This is a genomic window from Alsobacter sp. R-9 (assembly GCF_054612375.1).
On sequence record NZ_JBTSWJ010000003.1, the window covers coordinates 410,876 to 424,937 of the forward strand.

Here is a 14,062-nt window from a genome sequence, read left to right on the forward strand (position 1 = left end):
TAGCGGCCCCGGGCGAACCGGCGCAATGGCCGGGGGGTTGAAGGGCAGGCCGGCACTGCCCGCGGCAAGGGGAGGTGACATGCGCGGCGTCCTCGCGGCTCTCGTGGCTCTGGTACTTCCGGCGGCGATGTTCGCGCCCGCGTCGGCGCAGCAATCCGCACCGGAGCGGCAGCAGGGTCAGGGCCAGTCCGAGCGCGCTCGCGGCGAGCAGGACGGCCGCAAGCTGCCGCCCGAACGCACGACGCGCCACGAGATTGCGCTCGGCAACGGGCGTCTCGCCTTCACCGTCACCCTGGGAACGATCCCGCTCTACGACGGCGAGGGCGGGCCGCTGATCGCCGAGATAGGCTTCGTTGCCGTGCGCAAGGAGCAGGAGGAGGCCGCGCGCCGCCCGCTGGCTTTCCTCCTCAACGGCGGTCCCGGCGCCGCCTCCGCCTTCCTGAACATCGGCGGCGTGGGGCCGTGGCGCCTGCCGCTCGACACCATAGCCCCGTCCACCGATCCCGCCGTCGTGCCCAATGCCGAGACCTGGCTGCCGTTCACGGACCTGGTGTTTCTCGACCCCGTGGGCGCCGGCTACAGCTGGACGAACCAGCGTGGCGACGACGCCCGCCGTCGGTTCTACTCCGTGGACGGCGACATCGGGTCGCTCGCCGTCGCCATCCGGAAGTATGTCGAACGGGAAGGGCGGCAGGCCTCGCCCAAGATCCTCGTCGGGGAGAGCTACGGCGGTTTCCGCGTGCCGAAGCTGGCGCGCGCCCTGCAGTCCGAGCAGGGCGTGGGCGTTCGCGGTCTCGTCATGGTGTCGCCCGTCCTCGATTTCGGCTGGCGGTTCCAGAACCGGCACACGCCGCTACGCTGGATCGCCGAGTTGCCGTCGATGACGGCCGCGGCCCGCGGGGGAACGGTCGGGCGGGACGCCCTCGCCGACGTCGAGGGCTACGCCGCCACCGAGTATGTCGCCGATCTCCTGCGCGGGCAGCGCGACAGGGCGGCCCTCGACCGGATGTCGGCCCGCGTCGCGGGTTTCACCGGCCTCGACCCTGCGCTCGTGCGGCGGCTGGGCGGGCGCGTCGAGGCGTCCGTCTTCGTCCGTGAGCGCAACCGCGGGCAGGAGCGCATCGGCAGCCTCTACGACGCCCTTGTCACCGGGCTCGATCCCAACCCGCTGGCCTATGTCTCGCGCGCCGAGGACCCGATCCTCGACGCCGTCGACGCCCCGCTCACCGCCGCGATGACGGACCTCTACCGGCAGTGGGGCTGGCAGATCGACCGGCCCTACCGAGTGCTCAACCGGGAGGTCGGGAACAGCTGGATGTGGGGCAACCGCCGCGCCGCTCCGGAGGCGCTCGACGACCTGAGGCAGGCGGCGGCGCTCGATCCGGCCCTGCGCGCCCTTGTCGTGCACGGCGTGACTGATCTGGTCACGCCCTATTTCGAGAGCAAGCTCCTCATCGACCAGCTGCCGCCGCTCGGCGATCCCGATCGCGTGCGCCTCGAAGTCTATCCCGGCGGGCACATGTTCTACTTCCGCGACGACGCACGCCGCGCCTTGCGCGACGACGTGGCGGCGCTGGTCGCAGCGGTGACATTGCGCGAGGCCGTTCGCTGACGCGACGGCCCGTCATGTCGTGGGCTGTCCGGCGGGTGGGGTGGCGGTCAGTTCGAAGGCCTTTCGGGCGGCCGCGGCCGTGGCCTCGCCCTCGCCTCCGGCCACCTGCACGACGGGGAAGGCGAACCGGATGCCGTTCTCCGCGAAGGCCTTCTTGATCAGTGCGTAGGCGCGACGGCGGATGGCGAACTGCTCGCCCGGCCGCGTCATCATCTTCAGCCGCAGCTGGATCGCGAAGTCGCCCATCTGCTCGACGCCCTGCATCTTCAGCGTCTCGATGATGTTGGGCGCGAACTCGGGATCGGCGGCGAGCTCCTTGCCGATCTGCTTGATGATCTTCTTTGCCTTGTCCAGGTCGGTGTCGTAGGTGACGCCGATCGTCACCTTGTCGATGACCCAGTCTCGGCTGAGGTTCTGCACCGCGCCCAATTCCCCGAAGGGCACGGTCGTGATCGGCCCGCGGTGGTGGCGCAGTTTCACCGAGCGCAGCGAGAAGGATTCCACCGTCCCCTTGTGGCTCCCGGCCTGGATGTACTCGCCCACGCGGAACGCGTCGTCGAGCAGGTAGAACACGCCGGAGATGATGTCCTTGACGAGCGTCTGTGCGCCGAAGCCGATGGCGATGCCCACCACGCCGGCGCCGGCGAGCAGCGGGCCGATCTGGATGCCCAGCGCGTCCAGCACCATCAGGATGCTGATCGAGGCGATCAGCACCAGCAGGAAGTTGCGCAGGATGGGAAGCAGCGTGCGCAGGCGCTGCCGCCGACGCGCCTCCGGGGAGTCGTCGTGCGTACTCACGGCCTCGCCGTCCATCTGGCCGTCGATCAGCGCCTTGATCAGGCGCCAGGCGAGGTCGGCGACGAGCAGGACGATGACGATGCGCAGCACCGCCCGCAGTGTGCGCGTGAACCCGGTCTCGCCCATGGCGATGTCGCCGAGGTCGACCCCCCAGGCCCCCGCGAGGACCGAGGCGCCGGCCATGACGATGCCGACCCGTAGCGCCCGCTCGACCACGACGGCCCACGCCAGCACGGCCGAGTTCTTCGATGCCGCATCCTCGGCCCGGACCACGTTGCGGACCCCGAGCCGCACGATGGCCGCGGCCAGCGGCGCGAGCGAGAACACCAGCACCGTGCGCAGCAGCGCCGGCATGTCGAGGGCGAAGAACAGCCAGGCCAGCATGATCGCCGTGGTCAGCACCACGGCGACGAGACGGCTGATCTGCGGCTCTTCGGGCATCGTCACGCGCCGCCAGATGACCCCGATCACCATCAGCGCGATGAGGCCGAACCAGGCGACCACGATCACGTCCTGAGCGTCGCGGGAGACGCCGACGAGCTTGAGCACGTTCAGCACGGCCCAGCCCACGCTGGCGAAGAACACCGTGCGCATCCACCAGCGGTACCAGAAGACGGCCAGCGGCGTGCTCAGCGGCAGGACGCGGAAATAGTCGTGCCGCGCGCCCGGCGCGATGACGACCCGCCCGAAGGCCGTCGCCAGCCCGAGCATGATGAAGACGGTCAGGAACGTGAGCAGCGCCTCGCGGAAGACGGGCGGCCACGGGAACAGCAGGAAGGCGCCCACGCTGCCCAGCGTCGTCGCCGTCAGGACGTAGATCGACATCGACACGCGCAGGCCGAGCAGCCGCACGCGGTCGCCCGGCGTTGCCCCGGGCGCCTCGAGGATGCGGTTGAGGAGGCCGCGGGCGGACCACCATGCCAGCCGCCGGAACAGCAGGCCACCGCCGGCGAAGAGGGCGAAGGCCGCCAGCAGCCATGGCAGGTGAAACCGGTTGCCCATCGCCATGAAGGTCCGAAAGCCGGACTCCACCGCCTCGGGAACACGGGGCACCGCCATGATGAGCTTCTCGCCGCGGTCGCGCACCGAGGTCAGCTGCTCGGCGGCCATGGACGGGACCATCATGCCTCCACCCGGCTCGTTGGCAGCGGAGGGCGAGGCCCCCGGCGCCGCGGTCGGGCCGGCGGGAGGCGCAGTCGTCGGCTTCGCCTCGCTGCCCAGCTTCGGCATGAGCTTGTCCGCGACGAAGGCCTTCCCCGCGTCGTCGTTGGGCACCTCGATGATCACGCGAATGGGTGGCGCTGTTGGCGTCCCCTGCGTCGACTGCTGGGCGGACACCGCGAGCGTCGAGGCCGCGAGGAGGGCGGCCGCTGCGGCAAGGCGGAGCATCGAGGCCATGGCGAGGCGGGATCCGGTGAAGTGGCGGGCGCGTGTCACGGGCCCAGTCTAGCCCCGCTTCCGTTGACGTTCCATGAGACGGCCACCCACGGGCCGAGTTCGTTCACGCCCCCACTGCCTACGCTCCACCCGCAGGCCCGGTAGAAGGAGAGCGCCCGCTCGTTCTGCGCCTGGCACTTCAGCCAGGACCAGTCGCCGAACGTGACCTCCGCATGCTCGAGCAGCTGGCGCCCGATGCCGCGGCCGTGAAAGGGCGGGTCGACGAAGAGCAGGTGGATGAAGTGGTCCGGCATCCACAGGGAGAGAAAGCCGACGACCGTCTCATCCAGCGTCGCCACCGTGATGACCTCGCCCCGGCTGTCCGCCTCGAAGTCTTCGGTGCGGAACTGCTCGGGAGGGCACCAGTGAAAGGCGTGGCGCCTGGCCCGCACGTAGATCCCGGCGCAGGCGGCCCGGTCGGATGGGCGGTAGGGGCGCAGGGTCGCGCCGGGGCTGGCACACGTCCTCATCGACGCGGTTTCCCGCGAAAGGCGCGGCACCCCTTCCGGCGATGCATGGCGCAGACGGCTCCCGAGCATGGACGCAGGCGGCGGTGCGGCTTATCCCTATCATTCAAAGCCCCCGGCGGTGAACCGTCCTCGCGCGCAACGGGCCCATCGCAGCAGAGGAGACGTCCAGCAGTGTCGACCGACCCTGCCCTGCGAGGCGCCGTCCAGCCCGACCGGCGGATGGCGACGGTGAAGGGCATCGCGTCCGCCCTGTTCGCCTATTTCCTGTTCTCCTCGTCCGACGCCGTCATCAAGTCGCTGGTGGGCCGGTACTCGACCTTCCAGATCCTGCCGTTCCAGGCCGTGTTCGCCATGATTCCGGTCACGTTCATGATCCTGGGCGGCCGCGGCCTGCGCATGCCGCGCGGCAACAACCTCGTCTGGGTTCTGGCGCGCGGCGTCCTCGCCGGGGTCGGCGCCATCCTCGGCTTCTATGCCTTCCGCCATCTCCCGCTCGCCGACGTCTATGCGCTTGCGTTCTGTGCGCCGCTCATCGTCACCGTGCTGGCGCCTTCCATGCTTGGCGAGAAGATCGGCGCCCGGCGCTGGGCGGCGGTGATCATCGGCTTCATCGGCGTGCTGGTGATGGTCCGCCCGGGCTTCGCCGAGCTCAAGCTCGGCCATCTGGCCGCCCTGGCGACGGCCTTCAGCGGGGCCGGGACGCTCATCATCATGCGGCGCCTGCGCGGCATCGAGACGGCGTCGACCATGGCGACCGCCGTCATGCTCGGCCTCGTGGCGGTGAGCCTGCCCGTGCTGCCGTTCGTTTGGGTGACGCCCGACCTGCGCTCCATCGGCATGCTGGCGGCATCCGGGCTTATGATGGGCACGGCCCAGTTCTTCATCCTGCGGGCGCTCAGCCTCGCCTCGGCCGCGGTCATCGCACCGATGCAGTACACGATGATGATCTGGGCGGTGGTCTACGGTTTCGTCGTGTTCGCGACGGAGGTGAGCCCCTTCACGCTGCTCGGCAGCGCCATCGTCGTCGCATCCAGCCTCTACACGATGTATCGGGAGCGCGTGCGCGGAGTGGCGGAGCGGGGAGTCGCGGCCGTTTCTCCCGCCGCGCCTCCCGTCCGGCCGGCCGAGTAGCCCTCCGAAGCTTGATCCGGCGCCGTTTCCCCGCTACCTCCGGCGGCGAAGCCTGCGGACAGGGCGCCGCGGCGCGCCCGACGGACCGCCCGAAGCGACAGCCACCATGAACGACATCGCCGATCCGGTCGCCCGGCGCCGGACCTTCGCCATCATTTCCCACCCGGACGCGGGCAAGACCACGCTCACCGAAAAGCTCCTGCTCTTCGGTGGCGCGATCCAGCTCGCCGGCGAGGTGAAGGCCAAGAAGAACCGCGTCAGCGCCCGCTCCGACTGGATGGGCATCGAGAAGGAACGCGGCATCTCCGTCGTGACCTCGGTGATGACGTTCGAGTATGACGGGCGCGTCTTCAACCTGCTCGACACGCCGGGCCATGAAGACTTCTCGGAGGACACGTACCGGACGCTGACCGCCGTCGACAGCGCCATCATGGTCATCGACGCCGCCAAGGGCATCGAGGCGCGCACGCGCAAGCTGTTCGAGGTGTGCCGCCTCCGCGACATCCCGATCGTCACCTTCGTCAACAAGATGGACCGCGAGAGCCGCGACCCGTTCGACCTGCTCGACGAAATCGAGAAGACGCTCGCCCTCGACACGGCGCCGGCCAACTGGCCGATCGGCCGGGGCCGCAGCTTCGCCGGCACCTACGACATCGCCCGCAGGCAGGTGCGGCGGCTCGACGCCGACGAAACGCCGATGTCGGTCAGCGGGCCGGACGATCCGGCGCTGCTCGCCCTGCTTCCCGCCGAGGAGCGCGACGCCTTCGCCGAGGAGATCGCGCTGGCAGCCGAGGCCTGCCGCCCCTTCGACGAGGCCGCGTTCCGCGAGGGGCACCTCACGCCGGTGTTTTTCGGCAGCGCCCTGCGCAACTTCGGCGTGCGTGACCTCATTGACGCCCTCGCCGCAATCGCCCCCGCACCCCGAGCCCAGCAGGCGGACGGCCGCATGGTCGCGGCCGACGAGGGCCGGATGACCGGCTTCGTGTTCAAGATCCAGGCGAACATGGATCCCAACCACCGCGACCGCATCGCCTTCCTGCGCGTGTGCTCCGGCCGTCTCACCCGCGGAATGAAGGCGAAGCTCGTGCGCACGGGCAAGCCGATCAGCCTCAACACGCCGCAGTTCTTCTTCGCCCGCAACCGCGCGCTGGCCGAGGAGGCCTATGCCGGCGACGTTGTCGGCATCCCCAACCACGGCACGCTGCGCATCGGCGACACGCTGACCGAGGGCGAGGACATCCTCTTCCGCGGCGTCCCGTCCTTCGCGCCCGAGATCCTGCGCCGCATCAAGCTTGGCGACGCGATGAAGGCCAAGAAGCTGCGCGAGGCCCTGCAGCAGATGGCGGAGGAGGGCGTCGTCCAGCTCTTCATCCCGCACGATGGCTCCGGCGCCATGGTCGGCGTCGTGGGTGCCCTGCAGCTCGACGTGCTGCAGGAGCGCCTGCAGGCCGAGTACGGCCTGCCGATCGGCTACGAGCAGACGCGGTTCTCGATCTGCCGGTGGATCTCCTGCCCGGACCGGGCCGAACTCGACCGTTTCATCGACTCCCACTTCTCGTCGATCGCTGCCGACCTCGACGGCGCGCCGGTGTTCATGGCGCCCAACGCCTTCCAGCTGCGCTACGACCAGGAGCGCTGGGAGAAGATCACCTTCTCCGACGTGAAGGACTACCAGATCCGCGACCGGGCGGCCTGACGGGTCAGTCGACCTCCGCCAGTCGCGGGTATGGCGTCAGGACCACGGAGACGTTGTCCAGGAAGTCGCCGCCGAGCACGAACACCTGCTTCTCGAAGCGCTCGAGAAGGGCGGTCTCGTAGAACGGGACGGCGTCGCGCCGGCACATCACGTATTTGGCCGCCGCGACAATGTCCTCGCGGTCGATGAGCAGCATCACGCACCACTCCCGGTTGGTGTCCAGCCAGCGGTGCACGGTATCGACCAGCCGCGGATAGGCCGGATGCAGCATGTCGTCGAGGCAGATCAGGCCCTGCGGATGCATCAGCGGCAGGGCGAGCGCGAGGTCCTTCGTGAGCGCCTCGTCGCCGTGCTCGCCGTCGATGTGAAAGAAGCGGACGTCCCCTTCGCCGAACACCGCACGCAGCTCGTCCGGGGCCATCGTGCGGCTGTCGCGCTTCAGGGCCGTGAAGCGCTCCGCGTCTAGGCCGTGCCGCGCGCAGTGGGAGAGGAAGAGGTCCTGCACCCGGTTGTTCGGCCAGTCGAAGAGGTCGAGGCCCACCGCCCGCTCGCCCTCCTCGAGCGCCAGCGCGAGGGCGATGAAGAAGCGGCCCTCGAAGGTCCCGATCTCGGCGAAGTGCCCGCGGATGCCCAGGCTCGCCTGGTGCTTGAGCAGCCACGAGCAGATGCTGGCCGCGAAGCGCGAGGACATGCCCCGCACCTTGTCGTAGCCGTGCTCGATGTAGCGGTCGACGTTGGGGGTGCCGGTGGGAATGAACATCGTGTCCTCTCTGAGTGCAGCCGAGCCTAGGCTACCGTCAGCGGCCCTGGAAGACGAAGAAAGCGCCCGCGGCGATGAGGCAGAAGCCGATGGCGTGGTTCCAGCCGAGCGGCTCCTTCAGCACCAGCACCGAGAATCCCGCGAAGACGAGGAGCGTGATGACCTCCTGCATGGTCTTCAGCTCCGCCGCCGAGTAGACCTGATGGCCGATCCGGTTCGCCGGCACGGCAAGGCAGTACTCGAAGAAGGCGATGCCCCAGCTGGCGACGATGACGAGGGGCAGGGCCCGGTCCGGGACCTTGAGGTGCCCGTACCATGCGAAGGTCATGAAGACGTTGGACGCGAGAAGCAGCAGGATGGGCAGGACGTGCGGGCTGGCGAGAGAGCTCATGGACGACTCGAGGGATCAGGGGACGGGGGGCAGCCTAGACGGCGCGGTGCAAGCGGGACAGGGGCGGGGCTGACATGCGCTGGCTGACCCTCGCCTTCGTCGCCGCCCTCGCGCTCGCCGGACTGAGCCTCGCGTTGCGCGACCGCCCCTTCGGCATCGAGCGCGTCTGGAGCGCACTCTTCGGCAACCCGGACCTCGGCCCGGTCGATTTCACCCGCATCGTCCGTCGTTCGACACCGAACGACGCGCTCGCCTGCCCGCCCGGGCTGTGCGGAACCGCAGCGGTCGACATCATGATGCCCGCCTACGACCTGCCGTTCCATGCTCTGCGCGAGCGTCTTCTGGCGCTCGTCGCGGCCGAGCCCGGCGCCGTGCGCGTGGCCGAGGCGGGCGGCGGGCGCGGCGACCGCTTCGTCGTGCGAACGCCGCTGATGCGATACCCGGACACGGTCGACATCATGGTCCTGCCCGCGGAGGGCGGGCGGTCCACCGCCGCGATCTACTCCCGCAGCCAGCTCGGCCGCTCCGACCTCGGCGCCAACATCGCCCGCATCCGCCGCTGGCTCGACGACCCGGCGTTGAAGGCGGCGCAGGCGAAAGGTTAGGCCCGGCCGGCAGCTGCTTATGGCGCGATCCGGCCTTCCACCGCCACCCGCCCGTCCTGCCCCCGCACCAGCACGAACTCCCCTTCCCGCGGCGTGACGCCCGTCAGCGCGGTGATGTTCACCTGGTGGGTCACCAGCACCAGAAGGCCGGGGCCCCGCCAGTCGAGGATGGCCGCGCGGACGGCGGCGGTCTGCTCGGGCTCGTCGGTCCGGTCGGCGAAGAAGGAGTTCAGGGCCGGGAAGTCGGTCGCCGACCCGAAGCCGAGCGTGGCCGTCTCGCGGGCGCGGCACCACTGGCTGGTCAGGACCCGCCCGACCTCGACGCCGCTGGCGCGGACTGTCTCCCCGATCCGGCGGGCCTGGGCCCGCCCCTCGTCGGAGAGGTTGCGCTGGGTCGTGCAGTCGCCCAGCCGGAATCCCGGCGGGTCGCCCACGCCGGGAGCGCGTGCGTGGCGGATAAGGGCCACCACGCCGGGTTGCCTCATGACCTCCCAGGCCGGGTCGGCAGCCTGCGCCTTCGCAGGGGGCGAGACCCATCCGAAAAGCAAGGCGCAGAAAGCGACGGCAAGGGCGGTTGCTGAGCGGATCATGCGGCGGACATGGATCCGTCGCCGGGCCGGTCAACGGCGGCGGAACGTCTCAGACGTGGCTGACGCGCCCCTCCAGCGGGTAGGCGGGGTCGTTGTAGCCGGGCGTCGAGGGATGGCCCGGGGCCACCAGCCGGTCGATCAGCGCCTCGTCCTCCTTCGTGAACACGTAGTCAAGAGCGGCGATGTAGTCGTTCCACTGTTCCATCGTCCGCGGTCCGCCGATCACGCCGGTCACGAGCCGGTTGTTGAGCACCCACGCCACCGCCAGATGGTTCGGGGACGCCCCCTTGGCGGCCGCGTGCGCCTTGATCTCCTGGGCGATCTCCAGCGACTCCCGCCGCCACTCGGTCTGCATCATGCGCGGGTCCTGCCGGCCCGCGCGCGTGCCCTCGGGCGGCGGCAGGGCCGGGTCGTACTTTGCCGTCAGAACGCCGCGCGCCAGGGGCGAGTAGGGGAACACGCCGATCCCGAAATGCGCGCAGGCCGGCAGCTGCTCGACTTCCGGCATCCGGTTCATCGCGTTGTAGTAGGGCTGGCTCACCACCGGCCGGTCGATGCCGAGTTCGTCCGCGAGGCGGCAGATCTCGGCGATCCGCCACGCGCGGTGGTTGGAGACGCCGAAGTACCGGATCTTGCCGGCGCGCACGAGGTCGGCCATCGCCCGAACCGTCTCGCCGAGCGGCGTGTCGTGGTCTTCCTTGTGCAGGTAGTAGATGTCGATGAAGTCGGTCCCGAGCCGCTTCAGGCTGCCGTCGGCCGCCTCCATCACCCACTTGCGCGACAGGCCTCGGCCGTTCGGGCCTGCACCCATCGGGTTGGCCACCTTGGTCGCCACCACCCAGCGGTGCCGGTCGCCGGCGATGCCGCGCCCGACGACCTCCTCCGACCGGCCCTCGACATAGATGTCGGCCGTGTCGATGAAGTTGACGCCCACGTCGCGGGCCCGGCCGATGATTGCGTGGGAGGTCGCCTCGTCCGTGGGGCCGCCGAACATCATCGTGCCGAGGCACAGCTTCGACACCTTGAGCCCGCTGCGGCCCAGCGTCCGGTACTCCATCGCGATCCTCCCGTGTTGGTGCGAGGGAGACTGGTTCGCGCCGAGCCGCTTGGCAAGCGCGGCGGCTGCAGGGCAGGGGGCAGCGGGCCGCATCCGGGGCCGGCCGCCGCGGCCAAAGCGGGTCGGAACCGCATGCGGCGCCGGACATTGGGGTCCACCCCCTCCAGCGGAGGCTGCCCATGCCGCATCCGACACCCCCTTCGCCCGATCCGGGGCGTCATCCCGTTCCGCCCGGGCCGGCGCCCGGCGGATCGATCCCCGGAGAGACGCCGCCCGCGCCGGAGCCGGACGAGCGGCCCGTGCCCGGCCCCCACGGGCCGCGGACACCCTATCCGGTCGATGATCCTCCCGCCGAGCCGGCGGGCGGCGAGCCGGACTACCTGCCCGGCGTGCCGACCGATCCCGGGACCCGCATCTAGGTGCAGGCGAGCCCCCGGCGCCGGGCGGTCATGTCCTGGCGTCGGCGCTGGCGGCCTTGCCATGGGGGCCGCCAGCGGAGAATGTCGCGGAAGCGGCCGCTTCGAGCCGCACGGGAGGGCGCGACGCGGCCATGGCCAGCGAGATCATCATCACCGAGCCCGGGTTACGGGCAGCCGTCGAGGCCCTCTTCGCCGCGGCGGGCTCCTCCCCGCGGGAGTGCCGGCTTGCCGCCGACCACCTCGTCGAATCCAACCTGCGTGGCCACGATTCTCACGGCGTGGGCATGATCCCCGCCTACCTGTCGAACCTGAAGGCCGGCGAGCTCATCCTCAACCAGACGCCCGAGGTGGTGCTCGATACGGGGGGCATGATCGTCTGCGACGGCCGCCTCGGCCTCGGGCAGACCATCGCCCACGACGCCGTCGACCTGGCCATCGAGCGCACACGGCAGAACGGGTCCTGCATCCTGGCCCTGCGCAACTCCCACCACATCGGCCGCATCGGCCACTGGTCGGAGCAGTGCGCGGCGGCGGGGCTCGTCTCCGTGCACATGGTCAACGTGGTGTCCGAGCCTGTCGTGGCGCCGTTTGGCGGACGCGCGGCACGGCTTGTGACCAACCCGTTCTCGGCGGGCATCCCCCGTCGCGACGCTCCGCCGGTGATCGTCGACTTCGCCACCAGCAAGCTCGCCATGGGCAAGGTCCGGGTCGCCTACAACAAGGGCATTCCGCTGCCGCCGGACACGCTTCTCGACCACGAGGGCGAACCCACCACCAACCCGGCCCACATGTTCGAGGAGCCGCTCGGCGCCATCCTGCCCTTCGGCGGGCACAAGGGCTGGGCGCTCGGCCTCGCCTGCGAGCTCATTGCGGGCGCGCTGACGGGTGGCGGCACCATGAACGGCCGCCGGAAGCGGCCGGCCATCATCAACAACATGGTGTCGTTCGTCATCTCGCCGGAGGCGATGGGCACCAGCGAGCGGTTCAACGAGCAGATGGAGGCCTTCATCGCGTGGGCGAAGTCGCCGCCGCCGGGCCGCGAGCCCACCGTGCTCCTGGCCGGCGAGCCGGAACTCGCCATGCGCGCCGCGCGGCTCTCCGGCGGCATCCCCGTCGACACGACGACCTGGGAGCAGATCCTCGCCTCGGGAGAGACGGTCGGCATCGACCGCGCCCGCCTGTCGGCCGCAGCCGGCCTGTCCTGATCCGGAGCATCCCATGAGCACCGAACCGTTGCCGCGTAGCGTCCTCGACGCCCTTGGCCGCTACGACACGCCGACCATCTGCAACGCTCTCGAGCTGGTGGTGCCGGAGCGGCGTCTCACCGGCTACACCGTCCGCCCGCTCGTCTGCCCGTTCCCGGACCTGCCGCCCATCGTGGGTTATGCCCGCACGGCCACGATCCGCGCCACGACCGCTTCGGCGCGCGGGAAGCAGGAGGAGCGCGCCCTGCGGCTCTCCTACTATGACTACGTCGGCAGCGGCGCAGGGCCGCGGATCAGCGTCATCCAGGACCTGGACGGCGAGCAGGCCGGTTTCGGCGCATTCTGGGGCGAGGTGCACAGCGCCGTCCACAAGGCGCTCGGCTGTCTCGGCGTCGTCACCGACGGCAGCATCCGCGACATTCCGCAGTGGGCGGAGGGATTTCAGGCGCTCGCCGGCATGATCGGGCCCTCTCATGCCCACGTCCATCTCGCCGGCTTCGGCGAACCCGTGAAGGTCGCCGGGATGACCGTGCGCTCGGGCGACCTCGTCCATGCGGACAGGCACGGCGCCGTCGTCATTCCGGTCGACGTCGCCGCGAAGGTTCCCGCAGCCGCCGATCTCTGCGCCCGGCGCGAGGAGCCCATCCTGGCCGTGGCCCGGAGCCGGGACTTCTCGCTCGAGAAGCTCCGCGATGCGCTCTCGCGCGCCGACGAGATCCACTAGGCCGGCCCTTCCGACCCTGGCGCGCGGCCGCCGGCCCGCCCCGGCATTTCGCCGCGCCGGGTTGCCGTGCGCCGCCGACGCTGCGATAGAGGCGGCGCGACGCCATCGTCCGGCAGGAACGCTTGCATGCAGACCAGCGCCCCCCCTCCCGAGGGGCATGACGAGGAGGAAGGCAGCGGCATCGTCCGCTCCCGCTCCCGCTGGCGCTGGATCGGGTCTGTCCTCAGCGTCCTGCTCTTTGCCCTCTCCATCGTCGTCCTCTGGCAGATCCTCAAGCAGGTCCGTTTCGAGGACGTGACGGCGGCCTTCGCAGGAAAGGCGCGCGAGCAACTGGCGCTCGCCTTCCTTTTCACCGTGCTGAGCTATGCGCTGCTCACAGGGTACGACGCGCTCGCCCTGCACCAGATGCGCGCGAAGATCGCCTACCGCTTCACGGCGCTCGCGTCCTTCACCAGCTACGCCATCTCGTTCACGCTCGGCTTCCCGCTCTTCACGGCGGGCGCCGTCCGCTACTGGATCTACGCCCCGCGCGGGCTGCCTGCGAGCAAGGTCGCCGGCCTGACGCTCATCGCCGGCTCCACCTTCCTCATCGGCATGGGCGCCGTGGTCGGCGCGGGGCTGGTCTTCCGGGCGGAGGCCATCGCCGAGATCAACCGGCTGGCGGTGTCCGTGAACCGGCTCATCGGCATCGCCGTGCTGGGCTGCATCGGCGCCTACATCGTCTATTCGTGGCTCGGCCGGCGACGCATCCGCATCGGCCGCTGGCGGCTGGAACTCCCGAGCTTCAGGGTGTCGGTCGGGCAGATCCTGCTCGGCGTCGGTGACGTCTGCTGCGCCGCCACCGTGCTCTACGTGCTGCTGCCCGCCGGATACGGCGTCGAATTCGGGACCTTCGCCGCGGTCTACGCCTTCGCCTGCATCCTCGGCATGGTCAGCCACGCCCCGGGCGGGCTGGGCGTGTTCGAGGCGACCATCCTGCTCGCCTTCTGGCGCCTGCCCTACGAGGGGCTGATCGGCGCGTTGCTGCTGTTCCGCATCTGCTACTACCTCGTGCCGTTCGTCATCGCGCTTCTCGTGCTCGGCGGGCTCGAGATCGCCACCCGGGTCCGGGCCTTCCGGGCGCGGGTGGAAGAAGGCACGGTCCGCGAGGACTGACACGCCACCGTC

The 14,062-nt window shown here is 70.4% G+C and carries 14 protein-coding genes; 8 read left to right on the forward strand and 6 right to left on the reverse strand.

Annotation, left to right across the window (positions count from 1 at the left end; genetic code table 11):
* Window positions 1-79: 79 nt before the first annotated feature.
* On the forward strand, window positions 80-1,612 hold the full coding sequence (locus ACX9GQ_RS07450; RefSeq protein ID WP_459628872.1) for a S10 family peptidase: 1,533 nt from the start codon (window positions 80-82) through the stop codon (window positions 1,610-1,612).
* 12 nt (window positions 1,613-1,624) lie between these two features.
* Here ACX9GQ_RS07450 and ACX9GQ_RS07455 read toward each other — a convergent pair whose 3' ends face one another.
* On the reverse strand, window positions 1,625-3,847 hold the full coding sequence (locus ACX9GQ_RS07455) for a mechanosensitive ion channel family protein (RefSeq protein WP_459628873.1): 2,223 nt from the start codon (window positions 3,845-3,847) through the stop codon (window positions 1,625-1,627).
* A complete protein-coding gene (locus tag ACX9GQ_RS07460) occupies window positions 3,844-4,317 on the reverse strand; it encodes an N-acetyltransferase family protein (RefSeq protein WP_459628874.1) in 474 nt (157 codons plus the stop codon). Before ACX9GQ_RS07460 ends, ACX9GQ_RS07455 begins: the two co-directional genes overlap by 4 nt.
* Window positions 4,318-4,488: 171 nt before the next feature.
* On the opposite strand from ACX9GQ_RS07460, the gene ACX9GQ_RS07465 reads away from it, so the two are divergent.
* Both ACX9GQ_RS07465 and ACX9GQ_RS07470 read left to right on the forward strand, forming a co-directional pair.
* A complete protein-coding gene (locus ACX9GQ_RS07465; protein WP_459628875.1) occupies window positions 4,489-5,448 on the forward strand; it encodes a DMT family transporter in 960 nt (319 codons plus the stop codon).
* A gap of 106 nt (window positions 5,449-5,554) precedes the next feature.
* Entirely contained in the window at window positions 5,555-7,144 is a 1,590-nt protein-coding gene (locus tag ACX9GQ_RS07470; RefSeq protein ID WP_459628876.1) for a peptide chain release factor 3, read from the forward strand.
* Between the two features lie 4 nt (window positions 7,145-7,148).
* Here ACX9GQ_RS07470 and ACX9GQ_RS07475 read toward each other — a convergent pair whose 3' ends face one another.
* Window positions 7,149-7,904 carry a class I SAM-dependent methyltransferase gene (locus tag ACX9GQ_RS07475; RefSeq protein WP_459628877.1) on the reverse strand — a complete coding sequence of 252 codons (756 nt, stop codon included), beginning with the start codon at window positions 7,902-7,904 and terminating at the stop codon, window positions 7,149-7,151.
* A 37-nt stretch (window positions 7,905-7,941) separates the two neighbouring features.
* Window positions 7,942-8,295, reverse strand: coding sequence for a DMT family protein (locus ACX9GQ_RS07480; protein ID WP_459628878.1), 354 nt, complete (start codon window positions 8,293-8,295; stop codon window positions 7,942-7,944).
* Window positions 8,296-8,369: 74 nt separating this feature from the next.
* Here ACX9GQ_RS07480 and ACX9GQ_RS07485 point away from each other — a divergent pair, with 74 nt between their 5' ends.
* Entirely contained in the window at window positions 8,370-8,900 is a 531-nt protein-coding gene (locus ACX9GQ_RS07485) for a DUF1499 domain-containing protein (protein WP_459628879.1), read from the forward strand.
* A gap of 17 nt (window positions 8,901-8,917) precedes the next feature.
* Here the strand turns inward: ACX9GQ_RS07485 and ACX9GQ_RS07490 are convergent, their stop codons facing one another.
* Window positions 8,918-9,385 (reverse strand): histidine phosphatase family protein, encoded by a 468-nt coding sequence (locus ACX9GQ_RS07490; RefSeq protein ID WP_459628880.1) that lies wholly within the window; start codon window positions 9,383-9,385, stop codon window positions 8,918-8,920.
* 154 nt (window positions 9,386-9,539) lie between these two features.
* Window positions 9,540-10,547 carry an aldo/keto reductase gene (locus ACX9GQ_RS07495; RefSeq protein WP_459628881.1) on the reverse strand — a complete coding sequence of 336 codons (1,008 nt, stop codon included), beginning with the start codon at window positions 10,545-10,547 and terminating at the stop codon, window positions 9,540-9,542.
* A gap of 179 nt (window positions 10,548-10,726) precedes the next feature.
* Between ACX9GQ_RS07495 and ACX9GQ_RS07500 the strand changes: the two genes are divergently transcribed.
* The 4 genes from ACX9GQ_RS07500 (at window position 10,727) to ACX9GQ_RS07515 (ending at window position 14,050) form a co-directional block, all read left to right on the forward strand.
* Window positions 10,727-10,966: a hypothetical protein gene (locus tag ACX9GQ_RS07500; RefSeq protein WP_459628882.1), complete on the forward strand. Its 240-nt coding sequence runs from the start codon at window positions 10,727-10,729 to the stop codon at window positions 10,964-10,966.
* Between the two features lie 131 nt (window positions 10,967-11,097).
* Window positions 11,098-12,171, forward strand: a complete 1,074-nt coding sequence (locus ACX9GQ_RS07505; RefSeq protein WP_459628883.1) for a malate/lactate/ureidoglycolate dehydrogenase — start codon at window positions 11,098-11,100, stop codon at window positions 12,169-12,171.
* 13 nt (window positions 12,172-12,184) lie between these two features.
* Window positions 12,185-12,895 (forward strand): RraA family protein, encoded by a 711-nt coding sequence (locus ACX9GQ_RS07510; RefSeq protein WP_459628884.1) that lies wholly within the window; start codon window positions 12,185-12,187, stop codon window positions 12,893-12,895.
* 126 nt (window positions 12,896-13,021) lie between these two features.
* Complete coding sequence (locus ACX9GQ_RS07515) at window positions 13,022-14,050, forward strand: lysylphosphatidylglycerol synthase domain-containing protein (RefSeq protein WP_459628885.1); 1,029 nt, start codon at window positions 13,022-13,024, stop codon at window positions 14,048-14,050.
* Window positions 14,051-14,062: the final 12 nt, after the last annotated feature.